This window comes from Chitinophaga polysaccharea (genome assembly GCF_902150045.1).
In the GTDB taxonomy this organism is placed as follows: domain Bacteria; phylum Bacteroidota; class Bacteroidia; order Chitinophagales; family Chitinophagaceae; genus Chitinophaga; species Chitinophaga polysaccharea_A.
The window spans coordinates 707,144-733,136 of the sequence record NZ_CABFVU010000003.1 but is presented as its reverse complement, the minus strand read 5'-3'; the positions used below and the strand labels follow the sequence as shown (position 1 = coordinate 733,136).

Sequence of the window (25,993 nt, the reverse complement as noted above, 5' to 3'; positions counted from 1 at the left end):
CCATGAAGAAAATAACGCTTGCACTATATATCATCCTGCTGGCAGGATGCACAAAAGACTTCCTGAATTCCAAGCCATCAGACCAGTTGTCCGATACCAACTTCTGGAAATCCGATGCAGACGCGCTTTCCGGCATCACCGCTATTTATGAGCAGATGCAGCATAACTACCAGATCTATGGCTATAACCCTATGACAGATGGTATGACGCCCAACGCCTGGATCTGGAGCGATTACCTGGAAGGTTACGGAGGTATTTCCAAAGGCAACCTGCTGCCTACACTTATCACTCCTGTAAATGATAAATGGGTGCAGCTGTATAACGGTATCTACAAAGCCAACCTGGCGCTGGAAAAAGTACCGGGCATAAAAATGGATGAAACCCTGAAGGCCCGGCTGCTGGCAGAGGCGCAGTTCTTACGCGCATTGTTTTATTACAACCTCGCCGATTATTACGGGGGCGTGCCGCTTATTGAACATACCCTGCAACTTGGCGCCGATCTTCCCGGCAGGAATACCCGTGATGAAGTGCTGGATTTTGTAGAAGCACAATGCGATGAAGCCGCCAAAGCCCTGCCAGCTGTATATGATAAAGCCAACACCGGAAGGGCTACACTTGGCGCTGCAATGATGCTCAAAGTCAAAGCGCTGCTGCTGGCAAAGCGGTACCAGCAGGTAGCGGCTGTAGCCAAACAGCTGATCGACAAGGGCCAGTACAAACTGTATGATAACTATGAAGCCATGTTCACCGATGTGGCTGCGGAAAATAATGCGGAAGTGATATTTGATGTGCAGTATGCCGGTCCGGGTTTGGGAGAAGGTAGTCCGCTCGATGGATTTATGGGCCCCCAAAGCTCTTTCGGGAAAGGCTGGGATCAGGCATACCCCACGCAGGATCTGGTGAACAGTTATGAGATGAAGAACGGGAAGATGATCACAGATCCCACTTCCGGTTATGATCCTGCCAACCCGTTTAAAGACAGGGACCCGCGGCTGGATTATACCATTATCCGCCCCGGTTCCGTATGGAAGGGAATTCCATACGATAATATCAAAGTAGGCGGCGCAAAATCTACCTTCATCGGTTACCTGCCAAGGAAACATGTGCTCACCGTAGACGGCTTTAACTGGGGCGATTCTCCGTTGAACTACATCGTATTCCGCTATGCCGACCTGTTGCTGCTGTATGCAGAAGCGGAGAACGAAACAAACGGCGCCACTGCAGCAGTGTATGACGCCATTAACCAGGTGAGGGCCAGGAAAGGTGTGGACATGCCGCCTGTACCTGCAGGTAAAACAAAAGAACAGATGCGGGATATTATCCGTCATGAAAGAAGGATAGAGCTGGCATTTGAAGGCATTTACTATTCGGATATCCGCCGCTGGGGCATTGCCAGGCAACTGATGGATGGAGCCGTGATCAGAACGATGACAGGCCAGCAGCTGGATGTGCGCCACTTTGTGGATGCGCTTTACCTGTGGCCTGTTCCACAGGGGGAAATAGATCTGAATCCAAAACTGGTACAAAATCCGGGGTATTGAGTGTCCTGAATGGATGCTGTTATCAAATTAGTTCTTTGATCATAGATATTCAATGCTGGGTAAATGATGATGGCAGGCCCATCGGGGGCGGTTTTCAGGAGCAGCCCTCAAACCACCTTCAGCTGCTGCAATTAAGAGTTGTGGTAGTGAGCATGAAAGGAAAAGGCATATTAAATATGTCAGGTGTGTGTTAAGAAGACGAACACTGTGAACTGTCGATAGAGGCGTCGAAAGGGTAAGAAGATGTCAAAACCAATGTCCAGTACCGTCATTGGGACAAGCAGCAAAGTTACCTGATTACTGTTGCTGTGGCATCCGGCGTATAGACAGCGTGATCTTAACACAGGCGTTTACCGGGAACAGGAGAACCTGTCGCCGGCATGTTAAGAGAAAATATCAAGCTGCAAGGACATTTACCAACTGGCTACCGGCAGTAAGCATTGGGTCGAATGCGCTCGATGAATGAGAAGATGGGTAAATGGGAAGTGCTGAAACGAACGACGAATACATTGCAGGAAGTAGCGGCAGAGATCAATCCGGTATTAACCGGCTGGATTAATTACTACAGTAAATTTTACAAAGCAACACTTGTGAATTATATGCACATAGTCAATGTAAAACTTGCGCGCCGGGCAAGACGAAAATACAAGCACCTGAGAGCCAGTGAAATGAAAGCGATACGGTGGTTGCACGGAATATCCGTCCGACAGCCCACGCTCTTTGCCCACTGGGCACTCTTAGGATCGAAACCAACGATTTGATAACCGGAGCCGTGTAACGGGAGACTGTTACGCACGGTTCTAACAGAATCTCGGGCTGAGATGCCCGGGTTTACTTACTGATTATGCATAGATATTTAAACGGGATATTCATTTTAACAGCCATGCTGTTGTTGGGGCAATACACGCAGGGAGCCGCTGCCTACGATACCGTATACGTAACCAGTTTCGGCGCCCGGGCGAACAGCCGCGCCGATGCGGTAAACGCCATGAAAGCGGCGCTGGAAGCCTGCCGTCAAAAGGAAAACCCCTTGTTGTTCTTCCCTGCAGGGCGGTACGACTTCTGGCCTCAACATGCAGTGGAGAAAGTGTATTATGAATCCAATACATCAGACATCAACCCGAAGTTCAACGCCATTATGATTGAAGGGTTTAAGAAGCTGGTGATAGAAGGCGCAGGGGCCGAGCTGGTGTATCATGGCCGTATACAGCCGTTTACGATTGAGCGCAGCAGTCATGTTACGCTTCGTAATTTTTCCATCGACTGGGATTACCCGCTTACGGCGCAGGCTTCGGTGCTGGATACCAACGCTTCGTATATAGATGTACGTATTGACACCGCACAATATCCCTGCACCATTGTAAACGGGCAGCTGCAGTTTGCTGCCGAAGGCTGGAGCGGGAAAATTACCGGGGTGATGGAATATGAGAAAGGCACCCGTCTTATCGCCTACAGAACAGGCGATGACCCCAGCGCCCTGGGACCGGGCTGGCGGGGCTATAAAGCTACTGTTATGGATAACGGCGTAGTACGCCTGCTATACCCGTTTAAAAGGAAGCCATCGCCCGGCAATATCCTGGTACTGCGTCATAACGCCAGGGACCATGCCATGATCTTTGTTACGCACAGCGATCATATCGACATGGAAAATGTGACAGGCTATCATTGCGCAGGGTTGGGGATATTATCGCAGTACACGGAGGAGCTGAGCTTTAAAAACATCTCCATAATTCCCAATACAAAAAAAGACAGGTATTTCAGCGGTCATGATGATGGTTTGCATTTTTCCAATTGCAGGGGGAACATCCGGATCGACAGCTGCCGTTTCGGAGGCCTTATGGACGATCCGATCAATGTGCATGGCACTTATGTGCGGATCATCGCCAAACCGGCTAAAAACAGGCTGCTATGCCGTTTTATGGAGCCTATGAGCGTTGGGATGGAATGGGCGGAAGCAGGAGATGATATCACGTTTATAGATCATCATTCACTGGCAACCACCGGTAAAGCAAAGGTGACTGCCTTCCGGAAGATCAATACCACGGATTTTGAGCTGACCTTTTCTGGGGAAATACCGGCACATGTAAACGAAAAGGATGGCCTGGAAAATATGAGCTGGACACCGGCTGTTACTGTCCGCCATTCGGTTTTTGAAAGCTGTCGCGCCAGGGGGCTGCTGGTCACCACACCTAAAAAAGTGATCATCGAAAACAACAGCTTCGCATCCAGCGGTTCTGCCATCCTGGTAGCGGGTGATGTGAATTCCTGGTATGAATCAGGCGCTGTTACTGATCTGCTGATAAAGGGAAATACCTTTCTTGCGCCGTGTAATACATCCGACTACCAGTTTACCGAAGCCGTGATCAGCATTTACCCGGAGATCCCTGTCATGAACGATCATACGCCGCTGTACCATAAAAATATACGGATAGAAGGAAACCGCTTCCACGTGTTCGACTATCCCATATTATTTGCACAATCGGTGAATGGGTTGCAGTTTACCGGCAATGATCTTATCAGGAGTTACGACTACAAACCCTATCATACCCGGAAGGCAGCCTTTTACCTGTCGGGATGCAGGAATGTACGTATTGAAAAGAACAAGGTAGCTGCCGACCTCCCCGGAAAGAATGTGGAATTTAAATTTATGGAGAAGAAAGAAATACAATGCCAGGAAGAATTGGTTTTTTAAGCATATTGATGCTGTGCTTTTCTTCCCCGGGGAGCCTGGCACAGTTGCATTCCGGTCACTTATCACTGCCGGCAGTGATAAGTGACCATATGGTATTGCAGCAACGCACAAAGGCCGTAATTTGGGGATGGGCGGAGAAAGGAGGCCAGGTAAATATTGCGCCGGGGTGGACAACGAAGAAGTATACAGTTGTTGCCGACAGCACCGGGAAATGGGAAGCTGCTATAGCTACACCATCTGCCGGAGGGCCTTATAACATTGAGTTTACAGGCAGTGAAACGCATCTGACGGTGAAAGATGTATTCATCGGAGAAGTGTGGGTATGCTCGGGGCAATCCAATATGGAGATGCCTTTGAAAGGATACAGGAAACAGCCGGTGCTAAATGCAGCGGCCATTATTGCAGCAGCGGCGCATCACCCGGAAATACATGTGTTCAGGGTACCTAAAGTGGTATCGCCGGCACCTTTAAGTGATTGCGGTGGTAGCTGGGAGGCAGCAGATACAGGTACTGCACCCGGTTTCAGCGCAGTGGCATACCAGTATGCAACCGCTTTGCAGGAGCAGCTAAAAGTGCCCGTAGGCATCATTGCTACTTATTGGGGTGGAACTGCAATACAATCGTGGATGAGTGAGGAAACGCTGTCACATTTCCCCGAAGTGTGGCTTACCAGCAGGCCGGATACGATTAAAGATCCCGAAAAGGATCCTGAGCATGCGCCATCCATTCTTTTTAATTCCATGATATTACCGGTATGTGATTATACGGTAAAAGGATTTGTATGGTACCAGGGAGAATCCAACAGGGAGCACCCGTTACTCTACCGCAGGCTGTTGCCCGCCATGGTAAAGGAATGGAGAGCACGGTGGGGTGGGGGAACACTTCCTTTCTACTATGTACAGATAGCGCCTTACGGATATGCAGATCCCTATCATAAACTGTTACCCGCTGTTTTAAGGGAATCGCAGCTGCTTGCCTTGCAGGATATTCCTAATGCCGGTATGGCCGTGATACTTGATGCAGGTGAAGAAAAGTATATTCATCCGCCGGATAAAACAGTAGTAAGCCAGCGGCTGGCGTATCTGGCGCTGGCAAAAACATACCATCAAAAAGGGGTTGACTGTAATTCGCCTGTTTTCAGGAAGATGAAGATCAAAGGACCGGCAGCCTATCTTTATTTTGATTTTGTGAAGCACGGGCTTACTTCCGGGAATAAAGCACTGTCGCAATTTGAGGTGGCCGGCGCTGATCATATTTTTCACCCGGCTACAGCAATTATTGTACACCGGAACCAGGTAAAGGTGCAGTGCGATACAGTAGCAGCGCCGGTAGCGGTAAGGTATGGATTTAAGAACTGGGTAAAGGGAGATCTGTATAATTCAGCAGGGTTGCCCGCTTCGTCTTTCCGGACAGATGATTGGTGATCATCCCACGGTTGAACCAGCTTCTGCACGGCACAGATATTGTTTGACTCATGATCAAACAACGCAAGCCATGAATGTAAAAAGACTCTTCGGAACTATCCTGACTATCCTGGGTATAGCAGGTCTCATTTATGCCGGCTATGGTTTTATCCAGCAGAATATGAACTGGCGGCAGTTGCTGGTAGCCGCCGTGATAGGCGTCATTTTCTTTATATCGGGTATTGGCCTCGTAAGGAACACAAAAGATGAGGCATAAACGCTATTTACAATATTTGTAATATCTTGTAGCCTGTCACCACAACAAACGTCATTTTAATATGGGATTTTTTTCAGGCCTTATTGGCAATGCAGCTACCGTTAGCCAGGAGCAGCTAACAAAGGATTATGGCAAGCTTTTGCTGGATACGGAACGGGTGGAGCTGGGATTTAAGCTGATCAGGGATACTTTTATCTTCACCAATAAACGGCTTATTCTTATTGATAAGCAGGGATTAACCGGTAGTAAAACAGAATACCGCAGTATTTCCTACAAAAGTATTTCAAGGTTCAGCGTGGAAACAGCCGGTACATTTGAACTGGATGCGGAGCTGAAGATCTGGATCTCAGGCGAGGAACAGCCCAGTATCAAGAAGCAGTTCAGCAAATCGGTAGATGTGTACGAAGTGCAGAAAGTGCTGGCGCATTATGTGCTGAACTAATTTTTTATTGATGTGTTAAGATATCAAAGCCACCACTGGTGGCTTTTTTGTTGCTGTATTAATTGTCCGGCGTCAGCCTTGCGGTTACGCCCCCAGCGGCGTAGGCAATCCATCCATGCTTACCCGGTTCTTTTCTGCCTTGTAGGCTTCCAATCCTTCCGGGCCTTTCTTTTCGGCCCATTTGGCGGCATGATCGCGTTCACCGGTGTATTCGTACAATGGAACACCGAAGCCGCAGGAGGTTTGCACTTTGTGAATATCAGCTACAATGATCTGCCGGGTGGCAGGCAGTAAGGTAAACAAGGCAGATAATTCCTTCCATTCAGGATCGCCCGGCAACACCGTATAGCCTTTACCGTATAAACGGAGAATATTCGGCGGCCCGTCGAAAGCACAGAACATAAATGTAATACGGCCATTTTCACGGAGATGCGCCGATGTTTCATTCCCGCTTCCAACAATATCGAGATAGGCTACCCGGTTGGAAGAAAGTACCCTGAAGCTGTCGAGCCCTTTCGGTGAAAGATTCACATGGCCCTCCTCATTTAGCGGGGCGGAAGCAACAAAAAATAGTTTCTGTGCAGCGATAAAGTCCTGGTGTGCGGGTTTAATATCGTCAAAAAATTTTCCCATATAAAGCGGCATTTAAGCGTGGTCCGTAGAGGAAGTTACGAATTTACGGCGTACAGGTGCTGCCGTGTAACACTACAACAGTTTCTTTGCTGCATCTTCCCAATCCATGATCCGTTCATAACCCTCTATATGTACATTATGATGCCCGTGATACAGCAAAGGCCGGCCTTTGAAATTGGTAAAGTTGCGGATGAGATCATCTATCATAATGTCTGTTTGTACAATAGATTTATCACCGCAGAGGCAGTATTGCCGCCAGTCGAGAAAAGGGAAATGCTCCTGCAGCCAGTCGTATTTATCTTTCAGTGAAGTAGGAAACTCCATGGCGGCGGAAACGATATACAATTTGTATTTCTTATTCAGTTCCTTTATTACTTCCACTGCGTTGGGAAATATTTCCAGGTCGCGGAAAAAGCCTGGTGTATTCAGGTATTCCTTGATCTTTGCTTTATGTTCTTCCGGCAGAATATCTGATAATGTTTTGCCGTGGAGCTCTTCTGTAGTGAATGTTTTGCCGAAGTCCCTGTAATACCATGCCCTGGCTTTTTTTATAGGGTCGGCAATGGTTTCGTCCATGTCTATGGCGAGCGATAGCTGCATTGTTTCCTGTTTTTTGGGGCTAAGATAATAAAAATCGGAGAGTGAGATAGGTGTTGTTATATAACATACTATTGCGGGGAGTAGCTATACAGAAAGGTGCCTGGTTTCCACGAAAAAAACGGCTGCAGTGATATACTGCAGCCGCCATCGGTATATACCAGGATCAAAGCCGTTTAAGCATAATATCACGGTATTCCACCTTCATAGGTGGGCCCACATGCACCTGTACGCCCAGCAAGCCTTTGGATTTCCCGTTCACAGTATCGTTATCGGTAACATCGCTCATCAGCACGCCGTTGATGTAATGCTGGAGATGATTACCTTTTACCACCAGCCGGCATTTGTTCCAGTCTTCGCTTTTAATAAGTGTTTTCAGCGAATCGGAGCTGCCGAGCGAGCCTGTAACCACAGCAGGAGCCCAGGCATTGTTTTTTACCCCATCTTTTAAGGAATCAGTTGCCTGTGGGATGGTGGTAATTTGTCCGCGGTAGGCGAGTGTGGTGCGTCCTCTTTCTTCATAGTTCTGACCGGTATAGCGGTTAGCGCCATCAATATCCGCCTGGTAGCCTTTCAGTGCATGCGGCACATTTTCCACCATAACGCTGCGATAGTTGATGCCGCTGTTTCCACCACTGGTGATTTTGAATTCGCAGGTCAGCTCAAAGTCTGCCGGCTGATCACCTTTCCAGATGAGGAAGGTATTGGTCTTCAGCAGCGTTTCCGGTGTTACTTCACCAACAATATGACCATTCTCTGCCCGCCAGTGAACAGAATCACCTTCCCAGCCGTTCAGCGTTTTACCGTCAAAGATCTGTTCAAAGCCTTTATTGGTACCGGTGCTGTCGGTGGCCGGGCTATTGCCTGCATGACTGCCGCCTGTCTGACAGCTGCCTGTTGTGAACAGCAGGCTGGCTGCGGCCAGCGGGAAAAGCAGTGCACTGGTTCTTTTCAGCATAATTGATATTTTAAAGTGTTTGATATTTTTTCGTATATCCCAGGGAGATAGAGTACTGCGTGTAAACGTTACCGGTAGTTATGCTGCATTCGTATCTTTCCAGGAACCGGAGGCAGCTGAATCGAGTACTGCCTGGCATACCTTCTGTGTTTCCAGTGCTTCCTTAAAAGTAGGGGAACAGGGTTTGCCCGTTTCCAGGCTTTCGAGGAAGTCGGCTGCCTGGTGTACAAATGAGTGCTCGTAGCCGATGCCCAGTCCGGGTACCCACCACTTATCCATATACGGCTGATCCCCATCGGTTACATGGATGGAGCGCCATCCCCGCACCGTAGAGGCGTCTGCGTTATCGAAGTATTCCAGCCGGTTCAGATCATGCAGGTCCCAGCGGATGGAGGCGTTCTCCCCATTAATTTCAAATGTATATAATGCTTTATGTCCGCGTGCATACCGGGTTGATTCAAAGAGGCCAAGAGAGCCGTTGCTGAAGCGGCACAGGAAGGAACAGGCATCATCGATGTTTACTTTTTCCACTTTGCCGGTGAGCTGATGCATACGTTCCTTTACAAAGGTTTCGGTCATCGCAGTTACATTGCTGATGCTGCCGTTCAGCCATAACGCGGTATCAATGCAGTGGGAGAGCAGGTCGCCTACTACACCGGAACCGGCCACATCTGCATCCATTCTCCACAGCCCTTCACCGCCTTGCGGCAGGTTGGCGTTAATGGTCCAGTCTTGCAGGAAGTTGGCGCGGTAATGAAAAATGCGTCCCAGTTTACCAGAGTCAATGATCTTTTTTGCAAGGGTAACAGCGGGCAGCCTGCGGTAGTTATACCATACGGTATTGGGCACGCCTGCGTTTTCAATGGCGGCCACCATGCCTTCAGATTCCCTGAGCGTACGGGCCAGCGGCTTTTCACAGAGGATCATTTTGCCTGCCGCAGCTACAGCAATGGCTATTTCGGCATGCATGTCGTTAGGTGTGCAGATGTCTACTGCATCAATATCATCACGTGCAATAAGGGCTTTCCAATCTGTTTCTACAGATTCATATCCCCATTGCGCTGCAAACGCGCGGGCTTTGCTTTCTGTGCGGGAGCATACGGCTTTCAGCACCGGCTGGTAAGCCAGGCCGGGGAAGAAATTTTTCACCCGCAGGTACCCGTTGGAATGGGTTCTGCCCATAAAGCCGCATCCTATTAATCCTATCCTCAGTTCTTTCTTTGTTGTCATAGTTTTCACTGGTTAATAATTAAATAACTATTCCTGCCAGCCGTGCTGCTGTCTTACCGCTACCATGGCAGCGAGTATATCGTTCCAGGTTTTCTGCTGGGTCATCACGGCATTGGGGAACATGCAACCATCCCAGCAGATATGCTTCACTGCTTTGGTAAGCGCACCGTTGTCGTCGCGCAGCCAGAACCCTGCGTCTTCCGCAATATTCAGTTTACCGTTGGGATCAGTGGCGAGGCAATGGCGGCCGGTCTTATCATGGGAGCCGCTGCCATGCACGGTACCATCGTTCTGCGCTACGTGGAAGTCGATCATCCACGGGCGGAGGGCATGTGTCAGTTTGCGCAGGCCCGCTTTCAGTGTTTCGCGGTCGCTCCACTCAAAATCGGCCGGCAGTATCCTGTCTTCCGGGCTGTTATACCCCAGCAGGTACAGGAAGGTATGCGACATATCCGCCTGGAACCCTATATTGGGGCGGTCTACCGCCTCCAGGGTATCCAGCATGGTTTTCCAGCTATGCATGCCACCCCAGCAGATCTCACCTTCTGCTGCCAGTTTCTCGCCATAGCCGGCGGCCACGTCGCAGGCTTCACGGAAGGTTTGCGCAATCAGTTTTGTATTACCGGCGGGATCTTTGGACCAATCTTCCGGACTGCAGGCGGAGTCGATGCGGACTACGCCGTTAGGCCGGATTCCCAGGTCGCGGAGCCGTTTGCCCACATGGCATGCTTTCCGCACCTGTTCTACAAACTTAGCCCTGTCTTCTTTGCTGCCCATAGCAGAGCCCCCGCTGGGAGGCCAGATCGGCGCAACAAGACTCCCTATTTCAAGATTGTAGGAAGATACTTTTTCTACCAGCCTTTTCAGATCATCGTCTGAACTGTCCGCAGGTACATGCGGGTCAAATAACCCGATGTCTATACCATCGAATTTAACGCCGTTCACTGCTGCGTTGGCAGTCATTTCCAGCAGCGTATCAAACGGGATGATGGGCTCAGAGCCATCTCCTTTGCCCACAATGCCCGGCCAGGTAGCATTGTGCAGTTTTGGATAGTTATTATCTTTCATAACGTTGCTTTTAAATAATTACAACACGAGGTCGGGATTACCCGGACCAAAATGTTTCAGCATTACAATGGGATCAGTGGAAGAGTGGTTTACAATTTTTACCCCGGCAGTTGCAGCGGCTTCACTGATAAAGAACTCATCGTTGGTTAACTGCCCGTAGCGGATCAGTGCAGGCGTATCAATATCCCATACGCCCATTTTGCCATGGCCCTGCATCAGGATGATGCCATAGGCGGCGCTGTCTTTGATCACTACCGTGGCGCCCGGGGCAATGGTCAGCTCTTTGGCACTGAATGCATCCGATTTATAACATACCCAGTTCTCCGTATAACCCTCTCCGTTAGCAGCCAGCTTTGGCGGCATAAAGCGGTTCTGGAACTGGTTGGGATCCACGTTCAGTTCCCAGTCGATCACATCCATCAACGCATCATAATCGCCAATGCTTTCTTTTGGCGTGCCGTTCCAGAGCAGCACTTCAGGCACAATAGCTTCGTTTACGAGCGACTGGTACATGGCAAATACATCGGAAGCTTTCTGCGGCTCATAGGTGCACAGGCTGCCCGGCGCATGCAGCAGTCCCGGCGGAACATCCCATCCGGTACCAGGTTCCAGGCGGTAAGCCTGTGAGTAGTTGGTGATCTTGTTATCTCCTTTGGTAAAGTTCATCAAACATTCCTTTATCTGTTCACAGGTGGTGCCGGGAGCAATACCCATGAACGTATAAGGAAAATCACCACCATGATTGTTCAGCTGCGGCGGAAAGTAATAGGCTTCCGGTTTTCCGGCCTGGCCAATCAGCGCCGCTTTTTCATCGTTATGGTGAATATGATGGGGGAGTGGTCCCATGTTATCAAAGAACTTGGAGTACATAGGCCAGGCGCCGTAAGTATCCCATAAACGGTTTCCTATCAGTTTATCTTTTAATTCGCTGATGGCATCTTTCAGTAAAAACTGCTGTGTGCCGCTGCCATCACTGACAACCACCATACTTAAACCTTCATTTTCGCCTGTTAAAGGGCCGTTCTTTGCCGGAGTGGTGGAAGATAGCCAGCGCTCGTCGATGCCGCCTCTTTCGCCTCCCAGTACGTAATAATCGTCCGGGTGTAATTTGATCCGCCGACCTGGCACGCAAAAAGATCTGGGCACCCAGTTTGGTGCCAGTCGGAGAATCCCTTGTCCCTGTTCGAGTGCTTTTTCTGCTAAGCTTGTTTTTTCCATGAGCTTTAAAATGATGATTATAAAAGATCAGTGAGAAATGATTTGATTGTTTCATTGGTATGCAGCAGGTTGATGTGCAGTTCATATTCCCGGCGCTCACCGGGTTCCATGAACAGCAGCGTGCCTTCCCGCCTGGCCTTTGCCTGCCCTGTGGGCGGATGCGTGCCGGGTTCCAGTCCCATCACATATTCGCCTTTGCCCCAGTGCTGCCAGTTGGTAAGCACCGGCAGCTGCGCTTTTTTAAACCGCAGTGAAAATGCCAGTTGCAGCGCCGCGTTGTGAACCCCGCAGGTGCACCATCCGCCGGCATCTTGCACGGGGTCTATAATGGCAGCTTCTTCACCGCCGCCGGCATGACTGTCCATTGGCGCCAGGCATTTTTTATAATTGTGGTTCGCATTAAAAATGTGATCCGGGTTGCCTTCCCTGGATACCCAGCTTCCTTTCCAGCAGATATCCGCGCCTTCATCAACCAGTGGCCACCCGAAATTGAAATGATACAGCAACATATGCGGCGCCGTGATATTGCCCCTGTTGATCACTTCGTCATGCACACGGATTTCTGCTTTGCCCAAAGTGCCGGAAATAGTACGTTTCAGTACCAGCTTAGGGCCCAGCGCGCTGGTTTGCAGCATGATGCCGGTGATGCTCATTTCCATCTGCCCGGCTGCGGGATCCGGTTGTATCACGGAAATAATTTCCGCCGGCGTATTACTGATGGGGCCATGCAAACCGCGCTCGCCATATTCATCGCTTTCAGGGCCGCCTACATGCATCAGTCCGCAGGTGGTGATCAATCCACCGCCAAAGGTTTGGAGCCAGTCCAAACCTTTGTTCACCGCGCGGGAAGGTGCAGTTATTCCGCCATGACTTAACCAGGCCAGGCTATGCTGATGAAAAAACGCATCCGCAATATCCATGGCCCGGTCGATGACCACTTTATATCGTAACCCGGTGCCGGTATTGATCCAGGCGATACGGGTGCCCCTGCCAGGGCCGTTGTCCAGTACCGCCGTTTCTATACCTCCCAGTTGAAAATGATTCGAGAGCTTATGTTGCCACGACTGATTATTTACCTCCATCCGCGCGTAATTTATCTTCCGCAAAAAATTATTTCTTACCCATCTGTTTTGTTGTAAGGAAAACAGAATCCTGTTTGTTGCCACCGGATTTCAGGTAAGCCATCAGGTCTCTCAGCTCATCTTCATTCAAACGGTTGATCAATCCGGGCAGCATCACAGATACCTTAGATGCTTTGATACTTTTTACATCTTTCTTCAGCAGTTCACGCTGTTCCTGTGTAGCAAAAGGATTTTGTGAGATAACATATTTATCCTTGTCCTGCGTTACCAGGCGGCCTACTACAGAGCTTCCGTCCTTTAACGAAAAAACAGTGGCTTCATACTGGTCGGAAATGGTTTTGCTCGGTTCAATAATCGCCTCCAGGATATCTTTGTTGGAAAAACGTGTACCCAGCTGCGTTAGATCCGGTCCGGCTGTACCGCCTTCGCCACGCATACCATGACAGGAGCTGCACAGTGAGGTTGCAAACATCGCACGTCCCCGTTCGAAATCACGGCCGGTAGTGGCGCTGTCTACTACTTTAAGCGCTTCTTCCAGATTCCAGTTTCTGCCGGGGCCCTTTGGCTGCTCGAAGCCTGCTGCCAGGTTGCCGCCGGTGTTTAACAGCGAATCGCCGGAAATTTTGTTGAAGTGTGCAAACTCATTTTTCGGCACATTAGCCAATGCATTTTTCCTTGCGTTGTTGATAAAGCCTATAAAGCTATGACCACCTTTATAGGAGAAAGCATTGTAGAACCATTTGAAATATTGTTCCTGTAATTCAGGTGTCCAGCCGGTTTTAGCCTGGCTTAATACCGTTGCATACCAGGTTTGCTGTAATGGCGGCATTTTGGATAACATCCCGGCAATATCCAGTCCGTAGCGGGGATTACGCATGATGAGGTCGGCCGATTTCATGGCCGTTTTGGCGGCCGCGGTATCATCCTTGGCGCTGGCCAGCAATGCCATTGTTTTTTCTACCGCTTTTGGTGCACTGATATATACCAGCAGTTTACTCAGCGACCTGTTCAGGTCATTGGTAGCAGCCGGGTATTGCGGATCAAGATATGCGGCCACCTGGGCAGACAGCTCTCCGTCGGGTTTGCCCATACGTACAAACACCAGTTCAAATGCACGCAGCAGGTCGATCTGCTGGGAGGGCGACAAAGACGCATAGTTGAGCGTCATCAGTTGAGGCAGCAGCAGTTTTTCTACATTCTCCTTGCCCTGTCGCGCCAGGGCTATTGTTCCCTGGATCAGTGTTTCAGGATCTTTCTCCTGTAATACTTTATTCTGCCACTGGCTTACCGGTTGATTTTCTATCGCTATCCTTGCTGCAAAACGGATAAAGCGATCGCTATGCTTCAGGTAAGGCCATGCGAAATCAACAGCGCCTTCTTTTGCACCGCCATGATAGGCTTCCAGTTGTTTGCGGATATTAGCTGCTTCCGTAGGAGGAGTGACTGCTAATGGTTCATTACTTTCCTTATTGTCTTTATAATACACACGATACAGATCAGACTCCAGTCTGCGACCGCCTGTCAGGAAGTAAAGCGCACCATCGGGACCGATCATACCATCGGTTAACGGCAGTGGTGAGCCCGACAGGAACTCTTCTGCGCCTGCCCTGTAGGAAGCGCCATCCGGCTGCAGGCTGATGGCATAGATAATACCAAAGCTCCAGTCGAACGCAAATAATGATTTGCGGTACTTCTCCGGGAACCTGGCATTGCCGCCATAGATCAGGTTGGTAGGGGAGCCCTGGCCAATGTTCAGTAACGGTGGTAAGTTATCCGGGTAGGTGGGCGACCATTTCTCTGTGCCCGGGCGCCATCCGTATTCGCTGCCGCTGGTTACCTGGCAGATGCGGGTAGGGCGGTACCAGGGAGTACCAAAGTCCCATTCCATATCTGAGTCGTAGGTGAACATATCACCGGCATCATTAAACGTAAGATCAAACGGGTTGCGGTAGCCGGAGCTGATCAGCTCCCAGTTGGAACCGGTAGAGTCGATATGCGCAATCCATCCGCCATGTGTATTTACCGTATTGTCGTGACCGTTAGGATCCTTGATAAACGGCAGCACGTTATCGATGTTCCAGGATGGAGGCACCTTGTAATTATTCATCTCCGGGATCTTTGTAAAATTACCGGCGATCACATAGATGGATTTTTTATCGGGAGATAATACGATGCTGTGAGGCCCGTGCTCTCCTTCGCCGTCCAGGGCTTTCAGCAGGGTGATCTTGTCGAACTGGTCGTCGCCGTTGGTATCCTGCAGGCGATACAGGCCACTGCCTTTATCGAAACGTTCATCACTGTTGTGATTCACCATTACATACAAGCTGTTGAAGGCATAGAGCAGTCCCTGTGCATATCCCATAGATACTTTCTGGGTAGAAGTATCGTTTCCGATGCGGAGCTGTTCAATTTTCAGTTTGGAGGAATCTTCACCTACTGCCGGCAGTTGCAACCGGTAAAGAAAACCATATTGATCGGACACGATCATGCGGCCTTTGGTATCGAAGGTCATTGACACCCAGGAGCCCTGGTTGTTATCGCCGGGGCTGTACAATCGTTCTGCCTTAAAGTTATCAGGTAATTTAAGGGCATCGATCTTTGGATTTCCTGTCGGCTTGTTCTCTGACGTTGAGTCGTTTCCGTTATTACAGGCCATACCGGTCATAAGAACGGTGGAAACCAGCAACAGCAGCGGAAAGGCTCTTTTACGTGACGTGGTCATAATATAATCTTGAATAGGTTCCTGAGTTGATACATTGTCCGGGAATGGACGTTCACTATAGCTCAAGTAATATAGTAAACGTTTTCCCGTTTTTCTAACTTTTTTTACCAGCCTGTATTTTGTGCAAAGCCATTCAGTCGCACTTCTCTTTCAGGAAGCGGGTATAACAACTGGTATGGTTGAATATTATAGGAAGCGGGGCTTAACCTCGACAACCTTTTCTTTTCTTCAATACCATGTGCGGTCATTACAGACATTGCCTTGCCGGTGCGGAGCAGCTGGTACCAGCGGTTGTCTTCAAAAGCAAGCTCCACGCGCTCTTCATTGAATACCGCATCGCGGAAAGCGGCCTGGCTCATGGCAGGCAGTTCTTTCAGGCCTGCGCGTTTACGCACGGGATTGATATACTGCAGCGGATCGCCGTTGCCTGTTTCGTTGATCGCTTCTGCCAGCATCAGCAATACCTGTGAATAGCGGTATACCGGCCAGTTTTCGTTGGCGCGGCCATCCAGCGCATATGGAGGGTGATAGAATTTTTTGATGAGCGGCAGCTTTCCCCCAAAGGCAATTGATTCAGCAAAAGCTGCGTTGGTGGGGCTATCGTACATAAAAATAGAAGCATCCTTTCTTTTATCGCCCGGTTCATATGCATTCACTATGCTGGGTGTAGGTATGTTGTTGCCGCCAAGGTTACCGTTGAAACCGGTAAGATCTTTTTTACCGTTGCGCGGGCCAAACACGAAAATATAATTGCTGCTTTCTGTTTCCATACCGGAGTTATACTGCACAGCGAAGATGGATTCTGAGTTATTCTTTTTAGCGGGGTCGAAGTTATCCGCATAATCAGGCACCAGTGAATAACCGAGCGTAGTAACTTCTTTCAGAGTAGTTACTGCTTTTGCAAAATCCTTTGTGGTCATATACACTTCACCCAGCAGCGTTAATGCAGCGCCTTTCGTAGCACGGCCGGTTTCGCTGGCAGGATAGGTGGCGGGCAGGTTAGCCGCAGCTTCCGTAGCATCTGCAATGATCTGGGCATATACTTCCTCTACGGATGCTTTGGTGGGGGTTAAAGCTCCCTCCGGGCCGGTTACTTCTTTCACCAGCAACGGCACACTGCCGAAAAGACGCACCAGGTGAAAATAGTAAAGCGCACGGAGGAACTTTGCTTCCCCGAGATACTGTTTTTTAGTTGCTTCGTTTGAAAACGTTACACCGTCGATACGGGTAATGACTACATTGGTTTGTTGAATGTTTCTATATAGTTGAGTCCATACGTTATTAACGTAGTTGTTAGTGGCCGTAATGAGGAATTCATCTATCTCTTCCCGCTGCTGCGCTCCGCGGTCACTTTCATCGTACTGGTAATTGGTATTGTCTGCCCTCATTTCCGACATGGCCCAGTAGTCGCTCACATACAGTTCCTGCAATACGCCATAGCAGCCGTTTACGGCGCGTAATATCTGCGCTTCGTCCTTGTAGTAGTTTGAACCGCTGGAGAAAGAGTTAGGTTTTACATCCAGCATGCTGGTGCAGCCATTCATAGCAATGGCAAGTATGGCGATATATGATAATTTTCTTTTCATGTTGCTGGTCTTTTTAATACTGAATTAAAAGGTGAGATTGGTGCCCAGGGTAAAGATCCTTGGCACGGGATAGTTGGAATAATCTATACCCGGTACCAGGGCTCCGCTTCCGCCTTTGCCTATGTAGTTGGTCACCTCGGGGTTGCCGCTGTATTTGGTGAAGAGCAACGCATTCTGCACGCTGGCATAGATCCTTGCGCTTTGTAAAAATCCTTTTCCTGCGGGGAAGCTGTATCCCAGTGCGATGTTTTTCACCCAGGCATAGTTGTTCTTTTCAATAGTGAGCGAGCTAACATCGCGGTACATTACCCTGCCACGGCCGGAACCATTGGTGGTAGGCACTTTCCCGTTGCCCGGATTTTGTTCTGATCTCCACCTGTTGGCTACATCTTTTCTTACGTTGAACACACCATCGATATTACCATTATAGTCGTTGGTGGCATGAAGCCTGTCGGCCCCGTTGGAACCAACGATCAGTATGCGCAGGTCAAATTTTTTGTAATTGAGTGTGTTTGTCATACCCCAGGTGAACTTGGGATAAGGATTACCGATGATGGCAAAATCTTCCCGTGGGTTGATCACACCATTGCCGTTGATATCCTTATAACGGATGTTACCGGGAATAGCGCCGGGGAATGCGGGGCCTTTATCTACTTCTGCCTGGTTCTGGTAAATACCGTCAAATACATATCCGTATAACATAGCCAGCGGTTTGCCTACCATGGTAACATTGGTAGGGTTGCCCTCGCTGCTGTTACCGGAATAGATAGGTGCGTTGTCGGTACCCAGTTTCAGCACTTTGTTCCTGTTGAAGGAGATATTAAAGTTGGTAGCCCAGGTAAATGATTTGGTTTCTATATTCCGGGTGGAAATACCGATTTCCAATCCTTTGTTTTCCATATCGCCTTTGTTTTCCGTAACGTTCCCAAATCCACTGGACTGTGGTATTTCCACGTTTAATAACAGGTCTTGTGTATTTCTTTTATAAGCGTCAATAGTGAGGTAGATGCGGTCTTTCAGCAATCCAACGTCAACGCCTATATTCAGTTCACGCATTTTTTCCCAGCCCAGGATCGGGTTGCCGAGGCTGTTCATGACGCGTCCACCGGTGAGGGAGCCGCCGAATACATAATCGGCTGTTCCGATGTTACTCATATAGGAGTAGTTGCCGATGTTGAAGTTACCGGTGAAGCCGTAGGAAGCTCTTAATTTAAGGTCGCTGAAAAGCCTGGAGCTTTTCATGAAATCTTCCTGTGAAATGCGCCAGCCCACTGCTACTGAAGGGAAGGTACCCCAGCGGTTATCGGGCCCGAACCTGGAAGAACCGTCGCTTCTTACGGTGGCGGTTACCAGGTATTTATCTTTGTATGCGTAATTGATCCTGGCCAGGTAAGAGAGCAGTGCCCATTCCATTTTATCGGTACCACCGGTAATAGTGGCTGCTGCATTGAGTGTTTTAATATCATCGTCCGGGTAGTTGGCTCCATTAAAGCCACTGTACTGTTCTTTCTGTGATTGTACCGTATAACCAAGTAAGCCGGTGAAGGCGTGGCCATTATCGGTAGTGTGCTGGTAAGTAAGTGTATTTTCATTCAGCCAGTTCAGGTATTCTCCCGTACCGAAGCTACCGGAAGGAATACTGGGAGGCGCCGCATTTTCGTTGGCAAGGGTAGAAGGCCGGAAATATTCGTTGCTGCCCTGTTGATAGTCGACGTTAAAAGTAGATTTGAATTTCAGTCCTTTCAGGATTTCGTATTCGCCGTAGGTGTTAAACAGGATACGGCTGCTTTTGGATTTGTTAGTGGTTTCATTCAGTACCATTACCGGGTTGGCAAGGCCAAATGTACCGGGGCTCTGAATGTAGGCATTATATGACCCGTCGGGGTTGTAAATAGGTTCAATAGGACTGGCGGTTCCCCATGTTTCAGCTCTTCCTTCTCCTACAGCGCCGCTTTTACGGGTGGTATAGGAAGGGGCAATGTTAAAGCCTACTTTAAACCGGTCGGTGAGGTTGGCGTCTACATTGGCACGTACGCTGAAGCGCTGGTAACCGGTGTTGATGATCACCCCGTCCTGGCTGAAGTAACCGGCAGAGATATAGGTCCTGATCTTATCTGTACCACCGCTTACGCTCAGGTTTATTTCCTTCATGGGAGCAGTTCGGGTGATGGCTTCAAACCAGTTGGTGCCTTCGCCGATCAGTTCAGGATGACGGTAAACTTCCGGGATATCAGCATCTGTTGGTTCCCGGTGTTCGGTAAAACGGATATTGTCTTCGATCGCTTCTTTTCTGAACTGCGCAAATTCCTGCCCGTTCATCAGGTTGGGACGTCCTTTCTGGGGAATGGCCTGGATGCCGTAATTGGCAGTGAGCTGTACGGTAGGGATACCGGAGCTGCCCCGTTTGGTGGTGATCAATACCACGCCGTTGGCGCCCCTGGAACCGTAGATAGCAGTAGCAGATGCATCTTTCAGTACAGCCATGGATTCAATGTCCTGCGGGTTGATCGCATTCATAGGATCAGATACCTGGTCGGATGTAGTAGACAGCGGGTAACCATCCACTACATACAGTGGCTGGCTGCCGGCGCCCACCGCGCCAATACCGCGCACCTGCACCTGGGGGCCGCCTCCGGGAATACCATTGGAGGTACTAACCTGGATACCGGCTATCTGACCGGCAAGGGCCTGGTCGGGCCCCGCAATGGGCATGTCTTTAATATTCTTCATGGAAACAATTCCCACAGATCCTGTTACATCTTTTTTCTGTTGGGTACCATAGCCAACTACCACTACCTGGTTAAGCACTTTATTGCTTGGCTCCAGTTGTACGCTGATGCGGGTACGTGTGCCTACATAATAGGTTTTGCTGCCATAGCCAATAATACTGAAAACAAGAGAGTCTGATGTACCAGCGGCAATGGTATACCTGCCATTGGCGTCGCTGAACGCGCCCTGGCTGGTACCTTTAACGCCAATGGTTACACTGGGAAGCGGAGAACCTGTTCCGGCATCGGTTACCTGTCCGCTGATGTTATTCTTTTGTGCATAGGAAAAAGTACTGATGAATAACAAGGCAGAACAAGTGGCGCCAAAACGTAGCAGGCAGGAGGATCCTTTCTGGTAAAGGATGGAAGTTCTGATCATAACGAGTGGAATTTGATTTGATGAAACGGCATTACATTACGGAAATAAATTTAGTAGAAGAATAATACATTCCTGTCCTGTTGCGTCCTGTACTGTCCTGTACTGTCCTGTATCGGAGCCGCTAACGTTAGCAAAGAGGCGTTTGTAAAAGCCGGGAAAATATTGTTACTTTCCGTTGCATTTATCAGAATGCAGACAGTTAAAAAACCTGATGTATGATCATGAACAGAAAAAGCCTGACACTGGCAGCGCTGTTTGCCGTATTGGGCAATGCGGCTTTTGCACAGAATACTACCGATGCCGATGCAGCGGCAAAAGAGAAGAAGCAACGGGAGGAACTGATGAAACAGGACTGGGCCTGTTTAAAATGTTTCCAGGAAGCAAATGCCGGGGTGGCTGCTCCGAAACCCGGTGAACACCGGGTGGTTTTCATGGGAAATTCCATTACCATCGGGTGGAGTAACCTGAACCCGGAATTTTTTGAAGGCAAGCCCTATATCAATCGTGGTATCAGCGGGCAAACCACTCCGCAGATGCTGATCCGTTTCCGGCCGGATGTAATTAACCTGAAGCCTGAAGTAGTAGTGATCCTTGCAGGTACCAACGATATTGCGGGGAACACCGGCTATACGCCCGTGGAAACAATTTTCGGCAACATTGTATCTATGACGGAACTGGCTAAGGCCAACGGGATCAAAGTGGTATTATCTTCTGTATTGCCGGCATTTGATTATCCCTGGCGTAAAGGACTGGGACCGGTGGAGAAGATCGCCGACCTGAACCAGCGCCTTAAAAACTACGCCGCTAAAAATAATTGTGTGTACCTGGATTATTACACGGCAATGGCAGATGAAAGAAAAGGACTGAAAGCCGAACTGACATCTGATGGCGTACACCCCAATAAAGCCGGCTACCAGGTAATGGGACCATTGGCAGAAAAAGCAATAGCCACCGCATTAAAGAAGAAATAAATTGAAGATACTTTCATCCGTTTTTACGGGCATCCTGGCGCTGGTAACCGGTACGCTGGCTGCACAGAAACCTCTTTCCACCAGGTTGGATTCACTGCTGGCCACCAAAGATCCACGTGAGTTTAACGGTGTGGTGCTGATTACGCAGGGTAATAAAACATTGTACGCGAAAAGCCATGGTTATGCCAACCGCGAAACCAAACAGGCACTGAGCATCGATGACCCGTTCATCATTATGTCTGTTACCAAGCAGATGACCGCCGTACTGGTTTTGCAGGAAGTGGAAAAAGGGCATATACAATTGCAGCAAACGCTGCATGCCTGTCTTCCTGACATTAAAGACCGCTGGGCCGACAGCATCACCATTCACCAGCTGCTGAACCATACTTCCGGTGTCCGGTGGTTTGATGAACCGCTGGCTTTTCCACCCGGCACCCAATATGCTTATTCCAATTTTGGCTATTCGCTGTTGAAATCAGTATTGGAACATGCTACCGGTAAAGCCTATACGGAACTGGCGGAAGCCCTTTTCAGGAAATGCGGCATGAAGCATTCCGGTATCACCGGCCATATTCATGCTGTGCAGGGCTACCATGAAACCTCTTCGGGCAGCCTGGAAGCCTGTACGGATACTATCCCCGACTGGCATTATGCCGGGGCCGGCGTAGTGTCTACTGCGCGCGACCTGGTAAGGTGGAATGAACTGTTGTATGGAGGAAAATTGCTAAAAGACAGCAGCTACCAGCTGATGACGCATGCCTGGCAGCACCGGCAACACACGGTATACGGTACCATGGGAACCGGTTATGGTATTGTGCTGAGCGACGATAAACAGGAGATGGGGCACACGGGATATATGCCGGAGCCTGGTTTTACACTGATCAACTTTTATTACCCTGCTACCCGTACCAGTTTGGTGGTAATGGAAAATGTAGGATATAAAGAAACCGATATACCAAGGGCTTATGCTTTTGAAAGGAGTATCCGGGAAATATTACTACCGTCTGTTATAAAGCAGCAATAACAAGCCTTTACATAATTCCACTGCGGCAATATGTTATTTTTTTGTTGTAGTGTTTTCTTATTCAGATATTTTGTTGTAGTTTCATTACTCACCAAAGAAAAGGAGGTATTCATGCTATCTACAGAATATTCATGGACACCTAAGGTTAATTTAGTTTAACCCGGGCGGCTCCATAAGAGAATCTGTTAACGCTTTGGCGTTAAAGGCATCCTGGCTTGGCCGGGATGCCTTTTTCTTTGGTAAATAATCTTTTCTATATTTTTGTGAGATATATAACGCATTGTTTAACCCAAAACATCAAATTAAAAAACATGGCATTTATTATGGTGGACGTTGAAACAGACGGTCCGATTCCCGGCGATTACTCTATGATTTCTTTTGGCGCTGTTCTGGTAAATGAGCCGCTCAACCAAACATTTTATGGTCAGCTGAAACCTGTTTCGGATAAATTTATTCCTGAAGCGCTGGCCGTATCCAACCATACCCGTGAGGAAACAATGGGTTTTAACGATCCCGCGCGGGTGATGCAGGAGTTTAAGCAGTGGATCAATTCCGTTAGTAAGGACAGACCCATTTTTATCAGTGATAATAACGGTTTCGACTGGATGTTCATCTGCTGGTATTTCCATCATTTCATAGGAGAAAATCCTTTTGGGTTCAGTTCACAGAACCTCGGCAGTTTATACAAGGGCATTATGAAAGATACATTCCAGACATTCAAGCAGCTGCGTAAAACAACACATACCCATCATCCTGTGGATGATGCTAAAGGCAATGCCGAAGCCCTGCTCACTATGAAACGGGAAATGGGATTAAAAATCAAACTATAATTATTTCAACAATTTCTTCCTTAGAGAATAAATATAAAAATCCTCCACCTTTTTTCGTGCCCATGGCGTTTTCCGGAGAAATTTCAAACTGCTCTGCACGGAAGGGTTGCTGATGAAACAGTTGATCCTTACCTGGTAACCCAGTTCTTCCCAGCCATAGCTTTCATACAGGTGTGTAACGATCTTCTCAAGTGTTAGTCCGTGCAGCGGATCGTTGGAATGGTCTTGTGCTTGCATGTTTGTCCCGTTTTAATGGCCCAAAGGTAGGTTAATTACAAAGATGCACGCATGGTTACATAGAACGGAACTTCTATCTGTGCCCGGGAATTATCCTGTATCAGTTGTGCCGCCATTTCTCCCATACATTTAAAATCGGTGGAAATGGTGGTGATGCCGTTGAGAATAAATTTTTTCAGTGGTGTTTCATTATAGGAAATGATACCTACGTCTTTTCCGATTTTCAGGTTTAAGGAGTTGATCCTTTCTATCAGCTGCACCAGGTCATTTTCCCGCAGGTTAATATATACATCTCCCGGCTGTATATCTTCCTCATCAATTTCACCTACCTTTTTACTGTTAAAAGCGTAGTTCTGGCAAAACTGCATAAATCCCTCGTAGATCTCTTCCGGGTAGTAGGTATTATCGGGGTAGATGATCTTGATGGTATGGTACTGCTGCAGCTTATCCCTGGCCTGTTCCAGCGCCCCGTAGATATCTTCCTGGAAGTTCTCGTATACGGCGCCATATTCGCCGGTTACTCCTTTCAGCTTCTTGTCCAGCAGGATGAGTTTCTCTTTCGGAATGGTATTGATCACCTCATCCACATGCTCCCATCGTTCCCGGAAATGGGGGAGTATTACAATATGCGTATATTCATTGATATTTTGTGACAGCAGTTTTTTAAAGAGGCTGAAATCGCTGTTATAAATATAGAAGTCGATACTGGCCTGTTCCCCCAGCTTATCGGCAAACGAGTCGTAAATGATTTTTTTATGCTCGCTCAGTTTGTTGAACAGTAACAGAATCTTATATTGCTGGTCAAGATTGGTTTGCGATACATAGTAGCCTTTACCGGGTACAGAGCCCAGGATACCCAGCCCCTTCAGGTATTTATATGCCTTTTCCGCCGTGTCCCTGGAAATTTCAAAGGCGTAACTCACTTCGTTGATAGAGGGCAGGATGTCATCCTGCTGCACTTTTTTATCAACAATGGCTTTGATAATAGAATTGGCCAGCTGATAATATTTAGGCGTAGCGGAAAAATCATCAATAAAAAGATGCTTAAAGATCGGATGCTGTTTCATGGTTCGTCAGGTATTGATCCGTGGAATTAGCTGTCAGGCTATAACATGGCTCTTTGCAGGACAATGATAGTGATTTAATTCTATAATTGCTACCTCCGGCCGGAAGCATGACAGTGCATGACAGTTTAAAAAAGTACATGCTTTAATTTTATGGAACTTTAATTTCCACGTTACAAATTACTACATAATTATGCAGGCTTTACTGGGAGTTTTATTTCACTTTATAGGTGGATTTGCATCTGGGAGTTTTTATATCCCTTACAAGAAGGTAAAAGGGTGGAGCTGGGAAAGTTACTGGATCGTAGGCGGGATCTTTTCCTGGCTGGTGGTGCCGCTGGTAGCTGCCTGGCTTACCGTTCCCGGTTTTATGGATATCATCCGCAACACGGAAGGTACGGTGTTGTTCTGGACTTATTTCCTGGGTGTATTATGGGGGATCGGCGGTTTAACCTTCGGGTTGTCCATGCGGTACCTGGGTATGTCGCTGGGAATGGCGGTTGCGCTGGGTTTCTGTTCTGCCTTCGGGGCGCTGATCCCTCCCGTTTACCGCGGCCTGTTTACAGATGATCCCAATAACATAGGCGCTATGCTGCACAGCAGCAGGGGATTGTATGTGTTATCCGGCGTAGTGGTGTGCCTGCTGGGTATTGCTATTTGCGGGAAAGCGGGTATGATGAAAGAAAAGGAGCTTACCGGGGAACAGAAAACAGAAAGCATACAGGAATTCAATCTCCGTAAGGGACTGGTTGTAGCTATCGTGTCCGGTATCCTGAGCGCCTGCATGAGCTTTGCCATTACCGCCGGCAACAGCATGGGCAAGGCAGCAGAGGCCAATAATACCAATCCCTTGTTCCGTAACAATGTTATTTTTGTAGTGATTATGCTGGGCGGGCTTACCACCAACTTTATCTGGTGTATGCTCCTCAACAGACGTAACCGCTCGTTTAATGATTATACGAACAAAAATACCCCGCTGGTAAGGAATTATTTATTTGCTGCAATTGCCGGCACTACCTGGTTCCTGCAATTCTTTTTTTATGGAATGGGAGAAAGTAAACTGGGCAATGACGCCAGCTCCTGGATCCTGCACATGGCTTTTATTATCCTGATTTCCGGTATGTGGGGTTTTGTGCTGAAGGAATGGAAGAACGCCAGCAAAAAAACATTCGCCACTATTTCACTGGGCATATTCACTATTATTCTTTCTGTAGTACTGGTCGGATATGGTAATTCACTCGAAAATTAACCCGCATTATTATCGCAATTAA

The 25,993-nt window shown here is 48.5% G+C and carries 22 protein-coding genes; 10 read left to right on the top strand and 12 right to left on the bottom strand.

Annotation, left to right across the window (positions count from 1 at the left end):
* The first annotated feature begins 2 nt into the window (after positions 1-2).
* The 6 genes from FN124_RS23365 (at position 3) to FN124_RS23340 (ending at position 6,355) form a co-directional block, all read left to right on the top strand.
* A complete protein-coding gene (locus FN124_RS23365; RefSeq protein WP_142687184.1) occupies positions 3-1,541 on the top strand; it encodes a RagB/SusD family nutrient uptake outer membrane protein in 1,539 nt (512 codons plus the stop codon).
* A gap of 449 nt (positions 1,542-1,990) precedes the next feature.
* Positions 1,991-2,302: a group II intron maturase-specific domain-containing protein gene (locus FN124_RS23360; protein WP_142682845.1), complete on the top strand. Its 312-nt coding sequence runs from the start codon at positions 1,991-1,993 to the stop codon at positions 2,300-2,302.
* Between the two features lie 83 nt (positions 2,303-2,385).
* Positions 2,386-4,233: an alpha-1,3-galactosidase-related protein gene (locus tag FN124_RS23355; RefSeq protein ID WP_185937335.1), complete on the top strand. Its 1,848-nt coding sequence runs from the start codon at positions 2,386-2,388 to the stop codon at positions 4,231-4,233.
* Positions 4,209-5,657: a sialate O-acetylesterase gene (locus tag FN124_RS23350; RefSeq protein ID WP_221887878.1), complete on the top strand. Its 1,449-nt coding sequence runs from the start codon at positions 4,209-4,211 to the stop codon at positions 5,655-5,657. Before FN124_RS23355 ends, FN124_RS23350 begins: the two co-directional genes overlap by 25 nt.
* Before the next feature lie 70 nt (positions 5,658-5,727).
* Positions 5,728-5,913 carry a hypothetical protein gene (locus FN124_RS23345; RefSeq protein WP_142687183.1) on the top strand — a complete coding sequence of 62 codons (186 nt, stop codon included), beginning with the start codon at positions 5,728-5,730 and terminating at the stop codon, positions 5,911-5,913.
* A 61-nt stretch (positions 5,914-5,974) separates the two neighbouring features.
* Positions 5,975-6,355: a PH domain-containing protein gene (locus FN124_RS23340; protein ID WP_142687182.1), complete on the top strand. Its 381-nt coding sequence runs from the start codon at positions 5,975-5,977 to the stop codon at positions 6,353-6,355.
* An 84-nt stretch (positions 6,356-6,439) separates the two neighbouring features.
* Here the strand turns inward: FN124_RS23340 and FN124_RS23335 are convergent, their stop codons facing one another.
* The 10 genes from FN124_RS23335 to FN124_RS23290 form a co-directional block, all read right to left on the bottom strand.
* Entirely contained in the window at positions 6,440-6,988 is a 549-nt protein-coding gene (locus FN124_RS23335) for a pyridoxamine 5'-phosphate oxidase family protein (RefSeq protein ID WP_142687181.1), read from the bottom strand.
* Between the two features lie 72 nt (positions 6,989-7,060).
* Positions 7,061-7,588: a 5' nucleotidase, NT5C type gene (locus FN124_RS23330; RefSeq protein WP_221887877.1), complete on the bottom strand. Its 528-nt coding sequence runs from the start codon at positions 7,586-7,588 to the stop codon at positions 7,061-7,063.
* Between the two features lie 163 nt (positions 7,589-7,751).
* Positions 7,752-8,543 carry a 3-keto-disaccharide hydrolase gene (locus tag FN124_RS23325; RefSeq protein ID WP_142687180.1) on the bottom strand — a complete coding sequence of 264 codons (792 nt, stop codon included), beginning with the start codon at positions 8,541-8,543 and terminating at the stop codon, positions 7,752-7,754.
* Positions 8,544-8,621: 78 nt separating this feature from the next.
* On the bottom strand, positions 8,622-9,773 hold the full coding sequence (locus FN124_RS23320; RefSeq protein ID WP_142687179.1) for a Gfo/Idh/MocA family protein: 1,152 nt from the start codon (positions 9,771-9,773) through the stop codon (positions 8,622-8,624).
* A 27-nt stretch (positions 9,774-9,800) separates the two neighbouring features.
* Positions 9,801-10,841, bottom strand: coding sequence for a sugar phosphate isomerase/epimerase family protein (locus FN124_RS23315; protein ID WP_142687178.1), 1,041 nt, complete (start codon positions 10,839-10,841; stop codon positions 9,801-9,803).
* Between the two features lie 18 nt (positions 10,842-10,859).
* A complete protein-coding gene (locus FN124_RS23310) occupies positions 10,860-12,059 on the bottom strand; it encodes a cupin domain-containing protein (RefSeq protein ID WP_142687177.1) in 1,200 nt (399 codons plus the stop codon).
* A gap of 17 nt (positions 12,060-12,076) precedes the next feature.
* Complete coding sequence (locus tag FN124_RS23305; RefSeq protein WP_142687176.1) at positions 12,077-13,141, bottom strand: aldose 1-epimerase family protein; 1,065 nt, start codon at positions 13,139-13,141, stop codon at positions 12,077-12,079.
* A 28-nt stretch (positions 13,142-13,169) separates the two neighbouring features.
* Positions 13,170-15,863, bottom strand: coding sequence for a c-type cytochrome (locus FN124_RS23300; protein WP_142687175.1), 2,694 nt, complete (start codon positions 15,861-15,863; stop codon positions 13,170-13,172).
* 104 nt (positions 15,864-15,967) lie between these two features.
* Positions 15,968-17,449, bottom strand: a complete 1,482-nt coding sequence (locus FN124_RS23295; protein ID WP_142687174.1) for a RagB/SusD family nutrient uptake outer membrane protein — start codon at positions 17,447-17,449, stop codon at positions 15,968-15,970.
* Between the two features lie 24 nt (positions 17,450-17,473).
* Complete coding sequence (locus tag FN124_RS23290; RefSeq protein ID WP_142687173.1) at positions 17,474-20,596, bottom strand: SusC/RagA family TonB-linked outer membrane protein; 3,123 nt, start codon at positions 20,594-20,596, stop codon at positions 17,474-17,476.
* 215 nt (positions 20,597-20,811) lie between these two features.
* Between FN124_RS23290 and FN124_RS23285 the strand changes: the two genes are divergently transcribed.
* From FN124_RS23285 to FN124_RS23275, 3 genes are all read left to right on the top strand, one after another.
* Positions 20,812-21,567 carry an SGNH/GDSL hydrolase family protein gene (locus FN124_RS23285; protein ID WP_142687172.1) on the top strand — a complete coding sequence of 252 codons (756 nt, stop codon included), beginning with the start codon at positions 20,812-20,814 and terminating at the stop codon, positions 21,565-21,567.
* 1 nt (position 21,568) lies between these two features.
* Complete coding sequence (locus FN124_RS23280) at positions 21,569-22,591, top strand: serine hydrolase domain-containing protein (protein WP_142687171.1); 1,023 nt, start codon at positions 21,569-21,571, stop codon at positions 22,589-22,591.
* A 311-nt stretch (positions 22,592-22,902) separates the two neighbouring features.
* Positions 22,903-23,421 (top strand): 3'-5' exoribonuclease domain-containing protein, encoded by a 519-nt coding sequence (locus tag FN124_RS23275; RefSeq protein ID WP_142687170.1) that lies wholly within the window; start codon positions 22,903-22,905, stop codon positions 23,419-23,421.
* On the opposite strand, the gene FN124_RS23270 is transcribed toward FN124_RS23275, so the two are convergent.
* Together FN124_RS23270 and FN124_RS23265 are read right to left on the bottom strand one after the other, a co-directional pair.
* Positions 23,422-23,658, bottom strand: a complete 237-nt coding sequence (locus tag FN124_RS23270) for a VF530 family protein (RefSeq protein ID WP_142687169.1) — start codon at positions 23,656-23,658, stop codon at positions 23,422-23,424.
* 35 nt (positions 23,659-23,693) lie between these two features.
* Positions 23,694-24,725, bottom strand: coding sequence for a GntR family transcriptional regulator (locus tag FN124_RS23265; protein ID WP_142687168.1), 1,032 nt, complete (start codon positions 24,723-24,725; stop codon positions 23,694-23,696).
* A gap of 190 nt (positions 24,726-24,915) precedes the next feature.
* Here FN124_RS23265 and rhaT point away from each other — a divergent pair, with 190 nt between their 5' ends.
* Positions 24,916-25,971, top strand: coding sequence for an L-rhamnose/proton symporter RhaT (gene rhaT / locus FN124_RS23260; RefSeq protein WP_142687167.1), 1,056 nt, complete (start codon positions 24,916-24,918; stop codon positions 25,969-25,971).
* Positions 25,972-25,993: the final 22 nt, after the last annotated feature.